This window comes from Pseudomonas aestuarii (assembly GCF_027988105.1).
GTDB lineage: Bacteria > Pseudomonadota > Gammaproteobacteria > Pseudomonadales > Pseudomonadaceae > Aquipseudomonas > Aquipseudomonas aestuarii.
The window spans coordinates 138948-155722 of sequence record NZ_JAQJZJ010000008.1 but is presented as its reverse complement, the minus strand read 5'-3'; the positions used below and the strand labels follow the sequence as shown (position 1 = coordinate 155722).

At 63.3% G+C, this 16775-nt stretch carries 18 protein-coding genes and 1 pseudogene; 13 read left to right on the top strand and 6 right to left on the bottom strand.

The features are described 5' to 3' along the window. Positions 1–69 precede the first annotated feature (69 nt). From PH586_RS17150 to lipB, 11 genes are all read left to right on the top strand, one after another. A complete protein-coding gene (locus tag PH586_RS17150; RefSeq protein WP_271348979.1) occupies positions 70–1338 on the top strand; it encodes a glutamate-5-semialdehyde dehydrogenase in 1269 nt (422 codons plus the stop codon). Then, positions 1331–1975 carry a nicotinate-nucleotide adenylyltransferase gene (gene nadD / locus PH586_RS17145; RefSeq protein WP_271348978.1) on the top strand — a complete coding sequence of 215 codons (645 nt, stop codon included), beginning with the start codon at positions 1331–1333 and terminating at the stop codon, positions 1973–1975. The genes PH586_RS17150 and nadD overlap by 8 nt, the downstream gene beginning before the upstream one ends. Before the next feature lie 37 nt (positions 1976–2012). After that, positions 2013–2378 carry a ribosome silencing factor gene (gene rsfS, locus PH586_RS17140; protein WP_271349084.1) on the top strand — a complete coding sequence of 122 codons (366 nt, stop codon included), beginning with the start codon at positions 2013–2015 and terminating at the stop codon, positions 2376–2378. A 12-nt stretch (positions 2379–2390) separates the two neighbouring features. After that, entirely contained in the window at positions 2391–2858 is a 468-nt protein-coding gene (rlmH, locus tag PH586_RS17135) for a 23S rRNA (pseudouridine(1915)-N(3))-methyltransferase RlmH (RefSeq protein WP_271348977.1), read from the top strand. Positions 2859–2898: 40 nt separating this feature from the next. Further along, on the top strand, positions 2899–4788 hold the full coding sequence (mrdA, locus tag PH586_RS17130) for a penicillin-binding protein 2 (RefSeq protein ID WP_271348976.1): 1890 nt from the start codon (positions 2899–2901) through the stop codon (positions 4786–4788). Between the two features lie 38 nt (positions 4789–4826). Beyond that, a complete protein-coding gene (gene rodA / locus PH586_RS17125; RefSeq protein ID WP_271349082.1) occupies positions 4827–5930 on the top strand; it encodes a rod shape-determining protein RodA in 1104 nt (367 codons plus the stop codon). Between the two features lie 18 nt (positions 5931–5948). Further along, the gene (gene mltB / locus PH586_RS17120; RefSeq protein WP_271348975.1) at positions 5949–6959 is read left to right on the top strand and encodes a lytic murein transglycosylase B; all 1011 of its coding nucleotides are present in this window, start codon (positions 5949–5951) and stop codon (positions 6957–6959) included. After that, complete coding sequence (locus PH586_RS17115) at positions 6959–7960, top strand: septal ring lytic transglycosylase RlpA family protein (protein ID WP_271348973.1); 1002 nt, start codon at positions 6959–6961, stop codon at positions 7958–7960. Before mltB ends, PH586_RS17115 begins: the two co-directional genes overlap by 1 nt. Positions 7961–8084: 124 nt before the next feature. Then, positions 8085–9245 (top strand): D-alanyl-D-alanine carboxypeptidase family protein, encoded by a 1161-nt coding sequence (locus PH586_RS17110; protein WP_271348972.1) that lies wholly within the window; start codon positions 8085–8087, stop codon positions 9243–9245. A gap of 66 nt (positions 9246–9311) precedes the next feature. Next, complete coding sequence (locus PH586_RS17105) at positions 9312–9590, top strand: DUF493 domain-containing protein (protein WP_271348971.1); 279 nt, start codon at positions 9312–9314, stop codon at positions 9588–9590. Beyond that, positions 9590–10237, top strand: coding sequence for a lipoyl(octanoyl) transferase LipB (gene lipB, locus PH586_RS17100; RefSeq protein ID WP_271348970.1), 648 nt, complete (start codon positions 9590–9592; stop codon positions 10235–10237). Before PH586_RS17105 ends, lipB begins: the two co-directional genes overlap by 1 nt. 101 nt (positions 10238–10338) lie before the next feature. Here the strand turns inward: lipB and lipA are convergent, their stop codons facing one another. Both lipA and PH586_RS17090 read right to left on the bottom strand, forming a co-directional pair. Further along, positions 10339–11391: a lipoyl synthase gene (lipA, locus tag PH586_RS17095; protein ID WP_271348969.1), complete on the bottom strand. Its 1053-nt coding sequence runs from the start codon at positions 11389–11391 to the stop codon at positions 10339–10341. Positions 11392–11490: 99 nt separating this feature from the next. Beyond that, a pseudogene (locus tag PH586_RS17090) lies at positions 11491–11616 on the bottom strand (winged helix-turn-helix transcriptional regulator); the annotation flags it as partial. A 129-nt stretch (positions 11617–11745) separates the two neighbouring features. On the opposite strand from PH586_RS17090, the gene PH586_RS17085 reads away from it, so the two are divergent. Beyond that, positions 11746–12711 carry a carbon-nitrogen hydrolase family protein gene (locus PH586_RS17085; protein ID WP_271348968.1) on the top strand — a complete coding sequence of 322 codons (966 nt, stop codon included), beginning with the start codon at positions 11746–11748 and terminating at the stop codon, positions 12709–12711. 168 nt (positions 12712–12879) lie between these two features. Further along, a complete protein-coding gene (locus PH586_RS17080; RefSeq protein WP_271348967.1) occupies positions 12880–13314 on the top strand; it encodes a GFA family protein in 435 nt (144 codons plus the stop codon). 15 nt (positions 13315–13329) lie between these two features. On the opposite strand, the gene PH586_RS17075 is transcribed toward PH586_RS17080, so the two are convergent. From PH586_RS17075 to PH586_RS17060, 4 genes are all read right to left on the bottom strand, one after another. After that, positions 13330–14622: a lytic murein transglycosylase gene (locus PH586_RS17075; RefSeq protein WP_271348966.1), complete on the bottom strand. Its 1293-nt coding sequence runs from the start codon at positions 14620–14622 to the stop codon at positions 13330–13332. A 73-nt stretch (positions 14623–14695) separates the two neighbouring features. Then, positions 14696–14854, bottom strand: coding sequence for an alternative ribosome rescue factor ArfA (arfA, locus tag PH586_RS17070; protein WP_271348965.1), 159 nt, complete (start codon positions 14852–14854; stop codon positions 14696–14698). A 188-nt stretch (positions 14855–15042) separates the two neighbouring features. Then, positions 15043–16089 carry a DNA polymerase III subunit delta gene (holA, locus tag PH586_RS17065; RefSeq protein ID WP_271348964.1) on the bottom strand — a complete coding sequence of 349 codons (1047 nt, stop codon included), beginning with the start codon at positions 16087–16089 and terminating at the stop codon, positions 15043–15045. Positions 16090–16131: 42 nt separating this feature from the next. Then, complete coding sequence (locus PH586_RS17060; protein WP_271348963.1) at positions 16132–16743, bottom strand: LPS-assembly lipoprotein LptE; 612 nt, start codon at positions 16741–16743, stop codon at positions 16132–16134. Positions 16744–16775: the final 32 nt, after the last annotated feature.

Sequence of the window (16775 nt, the reverse complement as noted above, 5' to 3'; positions counted from 1 at the left end):
CGCCGCTGTGCGTGGGGCGGTGGCACCGCTATAATCAGCCGCTTTAGTTATTGCCAGGCTACCGAGACCATGACCGAGTCCGTGCTCGACTATATGACCCGTCTGGGCCGTGCGGCCCGCGCCGCCTCGCGCGTGGTCGCCAGCGCCAGCACCGCGCAGAAGAACCGTGCCCTGCAGGCCACCGCCGAGGCCCTGGATGCCGCGCGCGCCGAGCTGACTGCCGCCAACGAGCTGGATCTGGCCGCCGGCCGTGCCAATGGCCTGGAGCCGGCGCTGCTGGACCGTCTGGCGCTGACCCCGGCGCGGATCGACGGCATGATCGAAGGCCTGCGCCAGGTAGCCAGCCTGGCCGATCCGGTCGGCGCGATCCGCGACCTGAGCTACCGTCCGTCGGGTATTCAGGTCGGCAAGATGCGCGTGCCGCTCGGCGTGATCGGCATCATCTACGAGTCGCGCCCCAACGTGACCATCGACGCCGCCAGCCTGTGTCTGAAATCCGGCAACGCCACCATCCTGCGTGGCGGCTCGGAAGCCATTCATTCCAACCGTGCGATTGCCGCCTGCATCCAGCGCGGCCTGGCGGCGGCCGATCTGCCGGCCGCCGCGGTGCAGGTGGTGGAAACCACCGACCGCGCCGCCGTCGGTGCGCTGATCAGCATGCCCGAATTCGTCGATGTGATAGTTCCGCGCGGCGGCAAGAGCCTGATCGAGCGGGTCAGTCGCGACGCCCGGGTGCCGGTGATCAAGCACCTGGATGGCATCTGTCATGTGTATGTCGACGCCCTGGCCGAATTGCCCAAGGCCCAGGGCATCGCCTTCAACGCCAAGACCTACCGCTACGGCATCTGCGGCGCGATGGAAACCCTGTTGGTCGATCAGGCCGTGGCTGCTGCGTTTTTGCCGGCCATGGAGCTGATGTTCGTCGAGAAGGGCGTCGAGTTGCGCGGCTGCGAGCGCACCTGCGCGCTGATCCAGGCAATCCCGGCGATGGAGGAGGACTGGAGCACCGAATACCTGGCGCCGATCCTGTCGATTCGCGTGGTCGACGGCCTGGATCAGGCCATCGAGCACATCAATCGCTACGGCTCGCACCACACCGACGCCATCGTCACCGAGCATCAGGGTCGCGCCCGGCGTTTTCTCGCCGAGGTCGACTCCAGCTCGGTGATGCTCAATGCGCCAACCTGTTTCGCCGATGGCTTCGAGTACGGCCTGGGCGCGGAGATCGGCATTTCCACCGACAAGCTGCATGCCCGCGGCCCGGTTGGCCTGGAAGGCCTGACCTGCGAGAAGTATGTGGTGATCGGCGACGGTCAACTGCGCGGGCAGAATGCCTAAACGCATCGGCATATTCGGCGGCACCTTCGATCCGGTGCATATCGGCCACCTGCGCAGTGCGCTGGAGGTGGCGGAGTTCATGGCCCTCGACGAGTTGCGCCTGATCCCCAGTGCGCGGCCGCCGCACCGCGAGGCGCCCCGGGTTTCGGCGCACGATCGCCTGGCCATGGTCGAGCTGGCGGTGGCCGGCTTGTCACCGCTGTGTGTCGACGATCGCGAGCTCAAGCGTGACAAGCCGTCGTACAGCATCGACACCCTGGAGTCGTTGCGCGCCGAGTTGGCGGACGACGACCAGCTGTTCCTGATCATCGGCTGGGATGCCTTCTGCGGGCTGCCCACCTGGCATCGCTGGAGCGAGTTGCTGGAGCACTGCCATATTCTGGTGCTGCAGCGCCCGGATGCCGACAGCGACGCGCCGGAAATCTTGCGCAACGTGCTGGCGGCCCGCAGCATCAGCGACCCGTTGACCCTGGAGGGACCCGGGGGACAGATTTCCTTCATCTGGCAGACGCCCCTGGCGGTGTCGGCCACGCAGATTCGCACGCTGCTGGCGAGCGGCAAATCGGTGCGTTACCTGGTGCCCGATGCGGTACTCACCTATATCCATGCGCACGGACTCTACCGTGCGTCGAACTGAACACAAGGCAAACGAGTTACTTATGAAGAAGCAAAAAATGCTCAGCGAAGACCTGGTCAAACTGGCCATCGCTGCCCTGGAAGACATCAAGGCGCAAGACATCACCACCATCGATGTGCGCGACAAGACCAGCATCACCGACTTCATGGTGATCGCCAGCGGTACCTCCAGCCGTCACGTCAAGTCGCTGGTCGACAACGTGCTGGAGAAGGTCAAGGAGAAGGGCGTGCGTCCATTGGGCAGCGAAGGCCTGGACACCGGCGAGTGGGCCCTGCTCGACCTGGGTGACATCGTCGTCCACGTGATGCTGCCAACCGCACGGCAGTTCTACGACCTCGAGCGTCTCTGGCGCGGCGCCGAACAGAGCCGTGCGCAGTTCAGCCCTGAGCCGGAACAAGAATAAGGACGCCGCGCTGTGCGGATCAAACTGATCGCCGTCGGCTCGCGCATGCCGCGCTGGGTCGAAGACGGCTGGCAGGAATACGCCAAGCGCATGCCGGCAGAGCTTGCCCTGGAACTGGTCGAGATTCCGTTGACCACCCGCGGCAAGAATGCCGATGTGGCGCGGATGATTCGCCAGGAAGGCGAAGCCATGCTGGCCAAAGTGCAGCCGGGGGAACGCATCGTCACCCTGGAAGTCGAAGGACGGCCGTGGAGCACCGAGCAGCTGGCCGTCGAACTGGACAAGTGGCGCCTGGATGCGCGCACCGTCAACCTTATGGTCGGTGGTCCTGAAGGGTTGGCGCCGGAAGTACAGGCGCGCAGTGAACAGCGCTGGTCGCTGTCGCCCTTGACCCTGCCGCACCCGCTGGTGCGGATTGTGATTGGCGAACAGATGTATCGGGCCTGGACCGTGTTGTCCGGACACCCGTACCACAAATGATTTCCCCGCAGATTTCCCACCCATAATCAGCAGTCATTAGATGCCGCAGCCGATTCGCCTCAAGGACCACGAAAAAGACGCGCGCCTGATTCGCCGGCGTGCCCTGGTTGGTGCCCTGGTGTTTCTGCTGCTGACCGCAGCCCTGATCGCCCGCATGTATTACCTGCAGGTGGTGCAGTACGAGTACCACTCGACCCTTTCGGAAAACAACCGGGTTCACGTTCAGCCGATTCCGCCCACTCGTGGGCTGATCTTCGACCGCAACGGGGTGATTCTCGCCGACAATCGGCCGAGTTTCAGCCTGACCCTGACTCGTGAGCGGGCGGGCGACTGGGAGCCGGTGCTGGATGTGATCGTCGAGGTGCTGGGGCTGAGCAGCGAGGAGCGGGCGTTATTCGAAAAACGCGTGCGCCAGGGGCGGCGGCCGTTCGAACCGGTGCCGGTGTTGTTCGAGTTGAGCGAAGAGCAAATCGCCACCATCGCGGTCAATCAGTTCCGCCTGCCCGGGGTTGAGGTGGTGGCGCAACTGGTGCGGCATTATCCCGAGGGCGAACACTTCGCCCATTCGGTGGGCTATGTCGGGCGGATCAACGAGCGAGAGCTCAAGGAACTCGATCCGGTGGGCTACAGCGGTACTCACCATATCGGTAAAACCGGTGTAGAGCGCTTCTATGAAGAGCAGTTGCACGGCGAGGTCGGCTACGAAGAAGTCGAGACCAATGCCCGTGGCCGGGTGCTGCGGGTGCTCAAGCGCATCGATCCGCTGCCGGGCAAGGATGTCATGCTGACTATCGATGTGCGCCTGCAGGAAGCCGCCGAGGCCGCGCTGGGCGGGCGCCGAGGTGCCATTGTGGCGATCCAGCCAAGCACCGGCGAGGTGCTGGCGATGGTCAGTCAGCCGAGTTTCGACCCCAATCCATTCGTTACCGGCATCAGCTTCAAGGCCTATGCCGAGCTGCGCGATTCGCTCGACCAGCCATTGTTCAACCGGGTCTTGCGTGGCCTTTACCCGCCGGGCTCGACCATCAAGCCGATGATGGCCGTGGCCGCCCTGGATGCCGGGGTGATCACCCCTGGTTCGCGAGTGTTCGATCCGGGCTTCTATCAGCTGGCCGGCAACAGCCACAAATACCGCAACTGGAACCGCAACGGCGATGGCTGGGTGAGTCTGGAGATGGCGATCATGCGCTCCAATGACACCTATTTTTACGATTTGGCACACAAGCTGGGCATCGACCGGATGCACGACTACATGAGCCGCTTCGGCCTGGGGCAGCGCGTGTCGCTGGACATGTTCGAGGAAACATCGGGGCTGATGCCGTCGCGCGAGTGGAAACGCGCGCGCTACCGGCAGCCTTGGTACCCGGGGGAAACCCTGATTCTCGGCATCGGCCAGGGCTATATGCAGACTACACCGCTGCAGTTGGCCCAGGCGGTAACCCTGATTGCCACCCGGGGAAAGTGGATTCGTCCGCACCTGGCCAAGACCCTCGAGGGAATACCACCGGTGGATGGTCAGCCGCCGCCGGATATCCTGTTGCACGATGGCAAATACTGGGATTACGCCCGTCTCGGCATGGAGCAAGTCATGCATGGGGCGCGCGGCACCGCGCGCAAGGTTGGCGACACGGCGGCCTATCGAATGGCCGGCAAGAGCGGCACGGCGCAGGTGGTGGCGATCAAGCAGGGTGAGCGATACGACCGCAACAAGATCCTGGAGCGCCATCGTGACCACGCCCTGTTCGTCGCGTTCGCCCCGGCGGACAACCCGCAGATCGCGGTGGCGGTGATGGTGGAGAACGGCGAGTCCGGCTCGGGGGTGGCCGCGCCGGTGGTCAAGCAGGTGATGGATGCCTGGTTGCTCGACGACAGCGGCCAGCTCAAGGCCGAATACGCGCAACCGGCGAGTGCAGAGGTCAGTCAGCGATGAACGGTAATTTCGATCGGGTGCTGTCCAGCGAGGATGTACTGCGCCGTCGCGCCAGTCTGCTGCAGCGCCTGCATATCGACGGCATTTTGCTATTGCTGCTGCTGATCCTGGCGGTCGGCAGCCTGTTCATTCTGTATTCGGCCAGCGGCAAGAATGTCGACCTGCTGACCAAGCAGGCCAGTTCCTTTGGCATCGGCCTGGTGGGCATGTTCATCCTTGCCCAGTTCGAGCCGCGTTTCATGGCGCGCTGGGTGCCTCTGGCTTATGTGGCCGGCGTCGGCCTGCTGGTGGCGGTGGATGTCATGGGGCACAACGCCATGGGCGCCACCCGCTGGATCAATATCCCCGGGGTGATTCGCTTCCAGCCCTCGGAGTTCATGAAACTGATCATGCCGGCTACCATCGCCTGGTACCTGGCCAAGCGCAGTTTGCCGCCGCGCTTCAAGCACATCGTAATCAGCATGGCGATGATTCTGTTGCCGTTCGTGCTGATTCTGCTGCAGCCGGATCTGGGTACCTCGATGCTGGTGATCGTTTCGGGGGTTTTCGTTCTGTTCATCGCTGGGCTGCAGTGGCGCTGGATTATCGGGGCACTGGGTGCGTTGGTCCCGATTGCAGTGGCGATGTGGTTCTTTGTCCTGCGTGAATACCAGAAGCAGCGCGTGCTGACCTTTCTCAATCCCGAGAGCGATCCGCTGGGCAGCGGCTGGAACATCATCCAGTCGAAGGCGGCGATCGGCTCTGGCGGGGTCTTCGGCAAGGGCTGGCTGCTTGGCACCCAGTCGCACCTGGACTTCCTGCCGGAAAGCCACACCGATTTCATCATCGCCGTGCTCGCCGAGGAGTTCGGTCTGGTCGGTGTTTGTTTGTTACTGCTGGTTTACCTGCTGTTGATCGCACGCGGTTTGGTGATTACCGTGCAAGCACAGACGCTGTTCGGTAAGCTTCTGGCGGGCGCGCTGACCATGACGTTCTTCGTTTATGTTTTCGTCAATATCGGCATGGTCAGTGGTCTGCTTCCAGTGGTGGGGGTGCCGCTGCCGTTCATCAGCTATGGCGGTACCTCGCTGATTACCCTGCTGGCAGGGTTTGGCATTTTGATGTCGATCCACACTCACCGTAAGTGGATTGCACAGGCTTAAATTGGGGTTATGAATTCAATGCACATATTGCGTGGCTGGGCTGCACGGCAAACACAGTGGCTCGGTCTGGCCGTCGCCTTGGGTGTGGTTCAGCCGGTGCTCGCCGCCGATTACCAGGATTCGCCGCAGGTCAGCGAGTTCATCGCCGAGATGAACCGCGACTATGGTTTTGCCTCGGAGCAACTGGGGCGTCTGTTCGCCGCAGTGCAGCGCAAGCAATCGATTCTCGATGCCATCTCGCGTCCGGCGGAGAAGGTCAAGCCCTGGAAGGACTACCGGCCGATCTTCATCACCGACTCGCGCATTGCCCGCGGTGTGGATTTCTGGCGTGAGCATCAAGCGACCCTGGCGCGCGCCGAGGCCGAATATGGTGTGCCGGCGCAAGTGATAGTGGCGATCATTGGCGTGGAAACCTTTTACGGTGGTAACACCGGCAGCTACCGGGTCATGGATGCGCTCTCAACCCTGGCATTCGATTACCCGGCTCGCGCGCCCTTCTTTCGCAAGGAGCTGCGCGAGTTCCTCATGCTCTCACGCGAGGAGCAGGTCGATCCGCTGACCCTCAAGGGCTCCTACGCCGGGGCCATGGGCTTGCCGCAATTCATGCCGAGCAGTTTCCGCGCCTATGCCGTGGACTTCGACGGCGATGGCCATATCAATATCTGGACCAATCCGGTGGATGCCATCGGCAGCGTGGCCAGCTACTTCAGTCGTCACGGCTGGCTGCCTGGCGAGCCGGTGGTCAGCGTTGCCACGGTCAGCGGCGACCAGGTCGAGCAAGGCCTGAGCGCCGGTCTCGACCCGCAGATGAACGTCGACGAACTGCGCCGCCTCGGCTGGTCGAGCAGCGCTGCTCTGGACGGTGAAATGCCGGTCACCGCCTTCCGCCTCGAGGGCGCACAGGGCGATGAGTACTGGCTGGGCTTGCCGAATTTTTTCGTCATCACGCGCTACAACCGCAGCGTGATGTACGCCATGGCGGTCAATCAGTTGGCTGAATTGCTGGTTGATGCGCGAGGGGCCAATTGATGTCGGGTCTGCCGTTCAAGTTTGTCGTCTGCACTGCGCTCGGCCTGTTGCTGGCCAGTTGCACCTCCACCCGCGCGCCGCAATCGGTGGCGCCGGGCAAGCCGAGTGCGACTATTTCCGGTCCTGGTGACTTCAGTCGCCCGCACAAGGACGGCGCGCCCTGGTGGGATGTCGATGTCTCGCTGATCCAGGATGCCGTGCCAATGCCGCATTATGGTCGGGTCAAGGCCAGCCCCTATGTGGTGTTTGGCAAGCAGTATTACCCGATCCCCGATGCGCGTCGCTATCACGCGATAGGTCCGGCGTCCTGGTACGGCACCAAGTTTCACGGTCAGGCCACCGCCAATGGCGAAACTTACGATCTGTATGGCATGACCGCCGCCCACAAGACCTTGCCGCTGCCGAGCTATGTGCGGGTAACCAACCTGGACAATGGCAAGAGTGCGATTGTGCGGGTCAATGACCGCGGGCCGTTCTATTCGGATCGGATCATCGACCTGTCGTTTGCCGCCGCGAAAAAGCTCGGCTATGCGGAAAAGGGTACTGCGCGGGTCAAGGTCGAGGGCATTGATCCCAACGAGTGGTGGGCCCAGCAAGGGCGCACGGTGCCACTGGTGCTGGCGGCGCAACCCGCGGCTCAGGTCAAGACCGTCGCCCAGCCGGTTGCAGCGCCGCTTGAGCAGTATTCGCCGCCGGTAGAGCAACATGCCGCGGCCTTGCTGCCGGTACTGATAGACGCAAAAAAAAACGCTTCAGTCGCAGTCTCTGGCCTGTATCTCCAGGTGGGAGCCTTCGCCAATCCGGACGCTGCGGAATTGCTCAAGGCCAAGTTGAGCGATACGGTGGCTGCCCCGGTGTTCATCAGCTCAGTGGTGCACAACCAGCAGATTCTCCATCGCGTGCGCATGGGGCCGGTGAGCAGCCGGGGTGAGGCTGAGCAATTGCAGCTCAGTGTGCGCTTGGCCAATCTCGGCGAGCCAAGGCTGGTCAAGGCGGATTGAGATGGCACTTTTGCGCCTCGTTCCGGACTAATTAAGCAGCACAATGCACCGCACGTGGTGGCTCCAAGCACTACCTGATTTGCCCCTTTGGGCCTGTTCGACCATTAGCAACCTAGAGAGACGGATGAATATCACCAGCTTTGCCCAACGCGTTTCCTTGTCACTCCTGCTGCTCACCGCACCGGCCGTCTGGGCCAGTCAGATGGCGATTCCATCGCCGCCACAGTTGGCTGCCAAGTCCTATGTGCTGATGGATGCCGCCAGCGGCAATGTGCTCATCGAGGAGAATGCTGACGAGCGCCTGCCGCCCGCCAGCCTGACCAAGTTGATGACCGCCTACCTGGCGACTCTGGACATCAACCGCGGTCAGATCAAGCAGACTGACATGGTGCGTATCAGCGAGAAAGCCTGGCGCATGGGCGGCTCGAAAATGTTTGTCGAGGTTGGCAAGGAAGTCTCGGTCGACGACCTGCTGCATGGCATCATCATCCAGTCCGGTAACGACGCCAGCGTGGCGATTGCCGAACATATCGCCGGTAGCGAAGAAGCCTTCGCCGACATGATGAACAGCACTGCCCAGCGTCTGGGCATGAGCAACAGTCAATTTCGCAACGCCACCGGCTGGCCGGACCCCGATCACTATTCTTCGGCCAAAGACATGGCCAAGTTGGCGCGCGCAATCATCTTCGAAGATCCGCAGCACTATGCCATCTACGCGCAGAAGGAATTTCTCTGGAACGGCATCAAGCAGCCCAACCGCAACCTGCTGCTGTGGCGCGACAAGACCGTCGATGGTTTGAAAACCGGGCACACCGACGAAGCCGGCTATTGCCTGGTGTCCTCTGCCGTACGTGATGGCATGCGCTTGATCTCCGTGGTATTTGGCACCAATAGCGAACAAGCCCGCGCCGCTGAAACCCAGAAGCTGCTGACCTACGGCTTCCGCTTCTTCGAGACCCGTACCTTCTATCAGAAAGGTGCTGAGTTGGCCAAAACTCAGGTCTGGAAAGGTGCCACCCGTCAGCTCAAGGCTGGCCTGGCCAGCGACCTGACCCTGACCATGGCTAAAGGTCAGCTGGACAAGCTGCAAGCCGGCATGACCCTCAACCCACAGCTGATCGCACCTATTCAGCAGGGTGACGTGATCGGCAAGGTCGAAGTCAAATTGGGCGATGAGGTGGTACACAGCGTCGATCTGATAGCCCTGGAAACGGTCGAGGAAGGTGGCCTGTTCCGGCGTCTGTGGGATAGCATTCGCCTGTTCTTCTTCGGGTTGTTCAACTGATTCTGCCCCAGGGGCGCCTTTACCCGGGGCGTCCCGTTCTGGACAGGCCACACGCCTGCTGATGCCATGACTGATACTGACGTTCAAGCCCCAAAAATTGAGTTCCCCTGCGAGCGTTATCCGATCAAGGTGATCGGCGATGCTGGCGAAGGCTTCACCGAGCTGGTGGTCGAAGTGATCCAGCGTCACGCGCCGGATTTCGATGAGACCTCGCTGGTGGTGCGCGACAGCCGCAACGGTCGTTTCCTGACGGTGCAGGTGCTGATCACCGCCACCGGGATGGAGCAGTTGCAAGCGCTTCATCTCGAACTGCGTGCCACTGGCCGCGTGCACATGGTGTTGTGATGAGCCTGGGCTTTCGCGAGCTCGGCTTGGTCGACTACGAGCCGACCTGGCAGGCCATGCAGCGCTTCACCAATGAGCGCGGCCCCGACACCGCCGACGAGATCTGGTTGTTGCAGCATCGGCCGGTGTTTACCCAAGGCCAGGCCGGCAAGCCCGAACACCTGCTGCTGCCCGGCGATATCCCGGTGGTACAGGTCGATCGCGGCGGTCAGGTGACCTATCACGGCCCCGGTCAACTGGTGGCCTACCTGCTGCTGGACTTACGCCGCTCCGGGCTTGGCGTACGCGAACTGGTCAGTCGCATCGAACGCAGCCTGATCGCGACCCTGGCCAGCTATGGGGTGAGCGCTAGCGCCAAGCCCGATGCGCCCGGGGTTTACGTGGCAGGGGCAAAGATCGCCTCGCTCGGCCTGCGCATTCGCAATGGCCGGTCTTTCCATGGCTTGGCGCTGAATGTGGACATGGATCTGACGCCGTTCCGGCGCATCAACCCTTGCGGTTACGCCGGCTTGGCCATGACCCAGTTGGCCGATCTGGTCGCTGGGCCAGTCGCGTTCTCCGAGGTCAGTGCCCGGCTGCGAGAGCAGTTGGTCAGTCATCTCGAATACGCGCAGCAGAAGACCCTGACGGGCGTCATGGACGGCTAAGCCGGGGAACTGCTTGGCTTATCCACCTTGCGCTGGATGTAGCGGATAAACAAACGCCTGACCCCAGGCAAAGCCCGGGGCCAGGCGTTGTGGCGGCCCGATCAGTTCAGATTGAGCGTCGGAATCAGGCTGTTGTCGAGCTGCTGCCCCGGCACCGGCACCGGGGCGGCCAGGCCCAGGTTGTTCTTCTCGAACACCTTGTCGGCGCGGTAGCTGGAGCGCACCAGCGGGCCGGCGGCCACTTCCATAAAGCCTTTCTGCAGGCCGAGGTCACGGAATCGATTGAACTCTTCCGGGCTGACCCAGCGCTTGACCGGCAGGTGGTTGCGGGTCGGCTGCAGGTACTGGCCGAGGGTGAGGATGTCCACGCCGATGGCGCGCAGGTCATCCATGGTCTGCAGAACTTCCTCGTCGGTCTCGCCCAGGCCCAGCATCAGGCTGGTCTTGGTCAGCATGGCCGGGCGATGGCGCTTGGCGTGCTCGAGTACGCGCAGGGTCTTCTCGTAGCCGGCGCGGGGGTCGCGCACTTCGCGGGTCAGGCGCTTGACCGTCTCGACGTTCTGCGCGAAGACCTCGAGGCCGGAGTCCACCACACGCTCGATGGCCTGGTGGTCGCCGTCGAAGTCCGGGGTCAGGGCCTCCACCACCACCTGCGGAGTGCGTTGCTTGATCGCGCGCACACAGGCGGCGTAGTGCGCCGCACCGCCATCGTCCAGATCGTCGCGGTCCACCGAGGTCAGCACGATATAGCGCAGCGCCATCAGCTCCACCGACTTGGCGGTGTTCTGTGGCTCCTCCAGATCCAACCAGCCGTTGGGGTTGCCGGTATCCACCGCGCAGAAGCGGCAGGCGCGGGTGCACACCGACCCCATCAGCATGATGGTAGCCGTGCCGTTGGACCAGCATTCGCCCATGTTCGGGCAGTGGGATTCCTGGCACACGGTGCTCAGGCGGTGTTCGCCCACATTGCGCTTGACCGCTTCGAAGCGGCTGCCGCCGGGTGCCTTGACCCGCAGCCACTTGGGCTTGGGTTCGTACACCTGAGGCTCGCTTGAGGCGCGGCGCTTCTGCCCGTCCTTGATCGCGGTGATGCCCTCGGTGGTGCGAAATTTTTCGCCGCTGGCAACGGTTTTGGGTTGGGGGGTATCGGACATCGGCTATCTGGGCTCCGTTAGAGGCTCCGTGGACGAGGCGGCTTGTGGCCGCCGCGAACTTTACCACAGAAGCTGACTGTTCAGTCCGGCGAGCGCCGTGCGGTGCCGGTCGTTGAAACGCGGGCTGCCATACAGCAACTCGCGCACCTGCAGTGGCGTCCAGCGCGCGCGCAGTGCCTCGGCGGCGCGTGCGACCGGACAGAATTGCCCGTAGCTGACATCCATCATGAACGCCCACTGTTGTGGCGTCTGGGGTGCAAGGCGCCGGTCTCAACATTGTAGATCTGGACTAGTCTGCTTGATACGCCAGGCTCAGGCTGAAGCTTCGATAGCGTCCACGCCCAGGAGAGCATCATGACCATGATTGCCATCATCCAGCGTCCCCCCGTTCTGCTCGATCGCGCCGCGACCTTGACGCGAGGCGTGCAGTCGGTTGCCGAGGCTGCCGCGGCGGGAGCCACGCTGGTGGTCTTGCCCGAGCTGTTCATTCCCGGCTATCCGTCGTGGATCTGGCGCCTGGCCCCAGGCCGTGATGGCGCGTTGCTGAGTCTGTTGCATGAGCGACTGTTGGCCAATGCCGTGGACCTCGCCAGCACGGATCTCGAGCCCCTGTTCCAGGCGGCCCGCGAGCATGGCGTTACCGTGGTCTGTGGGCTCAATGAGTGCGAGCGGCGCCAGGGTGGCGGCACCCTCTACAACAGCGTGGTGGTGATTGGCGCCGACGGTGAGCTGCTCAATCGACACCGCAAGCTGATGCCGACCAACCCCGAGCGCATGGTGCACGCGCCCGGCGATGCCGCGGGACTGCGCACGGTGGACACCCCGGTCGGCCGTCTGGGGGCGCTGCTGTGCTGGGAGAACTACATGCCGCTGGCACGCTACGCGCTCTATGCCCAGGGTGTGGAGATCTACATCGCGCCGACCTACGACAGTGGCGACAGCTGGATCGGCAGCCTGCGCCACATTGCCCTTGAAGGCCGCTGCTGGGTGCTCGGCAGTGGCACGGTGCTGCGCGGCAGCGACATTCCCGAGGACTTTCCCGGCCGCGAGCAGCTGTTTGCCGATCCGCAGGAATGGATCAATGACGGCGATTCGCTGGTGGTCGACCCCATGGGCCGGCTGGTGGCGGGGCCGTTGCACCGCGAGGAAGGCATTCTGTATGCAGACATCGATGTCGGCCGGGTAGCGCCAGCCCGGCGCACCCTGGACGTCAGCGGGCATTACGCCCGTGCTGACATCTTCGAGTTGCAGGTGCGGCGTACGCCTGCGACAAGCCTTCGGCAGATCGACGACAACCAGGACGTTGAAAAACATCGGTGAGGCAGTCGAGGCTAGACAACAGCAGGCGCCAGGTAGCAGGCCGCAGTGTATCTGTTGTGCAGGCGTATTTTTCGGGGACGCCCCCGAGCCAGTTTTTAACGACCAATCGACAACGTAGGTAGTGTTTCAACGGCCAGCAAGTCTGGCCAACGACAGAGGAGAGCAAGCATGAGTAGCGAACAGCTTTACCAGGGGCACTGTTTCTGCGGCGCGGTGGAATTCACGGTCAGCGGCGAGCCGGTGGCAATGGGCTATTGCCACTGTCAGTCATGTCGGCAGTGGTCGGCCGCACCGGTCAATGCTTTCACCCTGTGGAAGCCCGAGGCGCTGACTGTGACCCGCGGCGCCGACAACATCGGCAGCTACAACAAGACGCCGCGCAGTAGCCGCAAGTGGTGCAAGAGTTGTGGCGGTCACCTGTTCACCGATCATCCGCAAATGGGACTGGTCGATGTGTATGCGGCCCTGGTCCCGCAACTGGCATACACGCCAGGAGTCCATGTGCATTATCAGGAGGCGGTTCTGCCTATCAAGGATGGACTGACGAAACTGCAGGATGTGCCAACGGAGATGGGCGGTTCGGGCCTGACTATGCCCGAGTAGCCCGGCCAGCCTGCCTCAGAGTGGCGTGCGCAGCCGCACCAGCAGCTCCTGGGTCGGGTAGCCATCGGCTGGCCAGCCCAATTTCAGCTGAAAGGCGCGCACGGCCTTGCGTGTGTTGGCGCCAATGATGCCGTCGGCCGGTCCTGGTTCCAGGCCGTTCTGTGCCAGCAACTCCTGCAGTTCGATGCGCTCGCTGCGGCCCAGTTGACGCTCCTCGCGAGGCCAGGCGGCATGGACGCCATCGCCGCCGCGCAGGCCGTCGGACAGCAGGCCGATGGCCAGGGCATAGGCGGTCGAGTTGTTGTACTTGAGAATGCTGCGGAAATTGCTCAGCAGCAGGAAGGCCGGGCCGCGATGACCGGCCGGCAGCAGCAGGGTCGCCATGGTTTCGGCTGCCAGATGCTGGGCTGGCGGATTGAGCGCTTCGACGCCCAGTGCGGTCCATTCGGCCAGGGTGCGGCGTACTTCTGGATCGGCCAGGCTGTAGTCGAAGGCCTGCGGCAGGCGCGCCTCATACCCCCAGGGTTGGCCTTTCTTCCAGCCCGAAGCCTGCAGGTAGTGGGCTGCCGAGGCCAGGGCGTCGGCCGAGGAACTCCAGAGGTCGCGGCGACCGTCGCCGTCAAAGTCCACGGCATGTTCGTTGTAGGTGGTGGGCATGAACTGGGTCTGGCCCATGGCGCCGGCCCATGAGCCGACCAGGCGTTCCGGGGTAATGTCGCCATGCTGAAGGATCTGCAGCACGGCGAGCAGTTGGCTGCGCCAGAACACTTGGCGGCGGCCTTCGTAGGCCAGGGTGGCGAGCGAGCGGATCACGTTGTGATTGCCGATATTGCTGCCGAAGTTACTCTCCAGGCCCCAGATTGCCACCAGGGTTTGCCGGTCCACGCCGTAGCGGGCCTCGATGCGAGCGAGGGTGTTGCCGTGTTGCAGCAACAGGTTTTGGCCACGGGCAAGGCGCTGGGTGGAGACCGCGCCATCCAGGTATTCCCATACCGGACGGGTAAATTCCGGTTGGCTGCTGTCGGCGACCAGTACGTCGGGGTTGGGGCTGACGCCGGCGAAGGCGCGATCGAACAGTGCGGGGTCGATGCCGGCGGCAATCGCATCGCTGCGCAGTAAGGTGCGCCAGTCGCTGAAGCTGAGCGTTACGGCGGCGGCCGCCGCTACAGGCTGCTTGTTCGAGGCACTGCTCGGGCTGTTGACTGGAGTGGCCAGTGATTGCGCGGGCGCTTCGCTACAGGCCGTCAGGAGCAGAAGGAGGCAGGCCGAGGCGATGTGGCTCAGGCCGCGAAGTAGCAGGTTGGGCATGGTGGTCTCAAGGCGTTTTTTGCAGGTCGCTACCTTATCACGGTTAAGCCGTCAGGCGCGCTACAGCGGGGTTTCAGGCGGCCAGAAGGACTGAAGCCTCCCAGTTTTGCTGGGAGGCTTCGCGGCGGTAACTGCCTTTGCCTTTACCGGGTTTTTCCTGGCGACAGCGGAACAACGGCTGGGCAATCAGGGATTTGGCCTTGTTCGGGCGCTGTTTGCGGCTTTTGGCCATGCTGGGTCCTCATTGGCGGCCCGCGACCTGCGGGTGCGGGAATAATGATCCGCTGGTTAAAAAATGTCCAGCGGGTGGCCTGTGCTGAGTGGCTCGCATTTGCTCGCTTGAGTCTTGCCAGGGGGAAGCCTGGCCTCGGCGTGTCCTGCGCGGCGACGCCATCATCGACCATCGGGCCGCCCCGGGATTTACAGGCCGAGGTCGCCGGGCAGGCCCAGGCGTTGGCCGCACAGGCTCAGGGTCAGCATGCGCAAGCCGCTCCAGGGATCGCCCGCAGCTTGGCCCTTGATCTGTGCGTCGATGCGCTGGGCATCCTGCAGAAGCGAGGCCCAGCGTGCGGCGGAAAGACGTTGCAGGGCTTTGCTGACCAGTGGTCGGCGCTTGTCCCAGACCGGTGGGCGCGCCGAGCTGAAGGCCTTGTCCAGTGGCATACCCTGGCCGTATTGCTGGGCGATGGTGGCGAGCAGGCGGATTTCGCGGGCCAGAGCCCAGAGAATCACCGGCGGCTCGACGCCTTCGCCGCGCAGTCCTTCGAGGATGCGCAAGGCATGCGCAGCTTCGCCGTTGAGCGCTGCATCGATCAGGCCGAACACGTCGAACCTGGCACTGTCGGCAACTGCCGCATGCACAGTGCTGACCTCGATCTGGCCGCCTTCGGCGAGCAGCTTGAGTTTCTCGATTTCCTGGGCGGCGGCCAGCAGGTTGCCCTCGACCCGCACGGCAATCATTTCCACCGCTTCCTGGCTGGCGCTGAGGCCGGCCTGGGCCAGGCGCTGGCGAATCCATTGCGGCAGCTGGTGGGCGTCGACCGGCCAGATCTGGATGAACTGGCAGTGCGGGTTGTCGATCAGGGCCTTGGCCCACTTGGTTTTCTGCGCACTGCCATCGAGCTTCGGCAGGCTGATCAGCAGCACGGTGTCTTCCGGCGGCCGTGACAGGTACTCGAGCAGCGCTGCTGCGCCTTTGTCGCCGGGTTTGCCGGAGGGCAGGCGCAGTTCCAGCAGGCGTTTGTCGGCGAACAGCGACATGCTGGCGCCGGCCTGCAGCAAGTTGCCCCAGTCGAAGCCGGCGTCGGCGTTGAATACCTGGCGTTCGCTGAATGCCTGCTCACGGGTGGCGGCACGAATCGCGTCGCAGGCTTCCTGGCACAGCAGCGGTTCGTCGCCACTGACCACATACACCGCCGCCAGGTTGCCCTGGAGGTGTTTGCCGAGTTGTGCGGGGTTGAGTTTCATCAGGCGTCAGCCGGCGGGGCCGCGGCGGCGACCCCGGCAGGTCTACTGGCTGGGCGTCGGCAGTTGCACGGGCGACTGCTGCGGCTGTGCGGCTTCACGCTGGCGTGCGGCTTCCAGGGCATCGGCTTCGACTTTGGCCTTGGCTTCGGCGGTCTGCTGCAGTTGGTCGAGCTGGGTCGGGGTGACCTGTTGCAGGCGCTGGACCAGTTGCTGCACCAGCTCGCGGCGCATTTCGCTGCGCAGTTGGGTCGCTTCCTGATCGGAACCGACCAGGTTGTTGCCGTCCTGCGCATAGAAGCTCTGCGCTTCCAGCTGATTGCTGGTCAGCAGCAGGTTCTGTGCGCCACGAATCTCATAATCGAGGGTCATAGTCAGTTCGTATTCGGCAGTCCGAGCAGAGCTGGTGTAGCTGGCGGTGCGCTGGTTTTCCTGCTCGTTGCTCAGCACCAGGCGATAGGGGGCGCCGGAGTGGACGCGCACGCCGTTGTCCTGCAGTACCTCACGCACCTGCTTGAGCGTATCGCCATAGGCGTTGCGCGCGCTGACATCGAGTTCCTTGAGGGCGAATTCGACGTCACCGGTGCCGCGCAGCTGGAAGCCGCAGGCGCCGAGCAGCGCCGCGAGGCCGATTACCAACAGATTCCGTTTCATCATCTTTGCTATCCCCTTGGCGAACCTCTCGACGC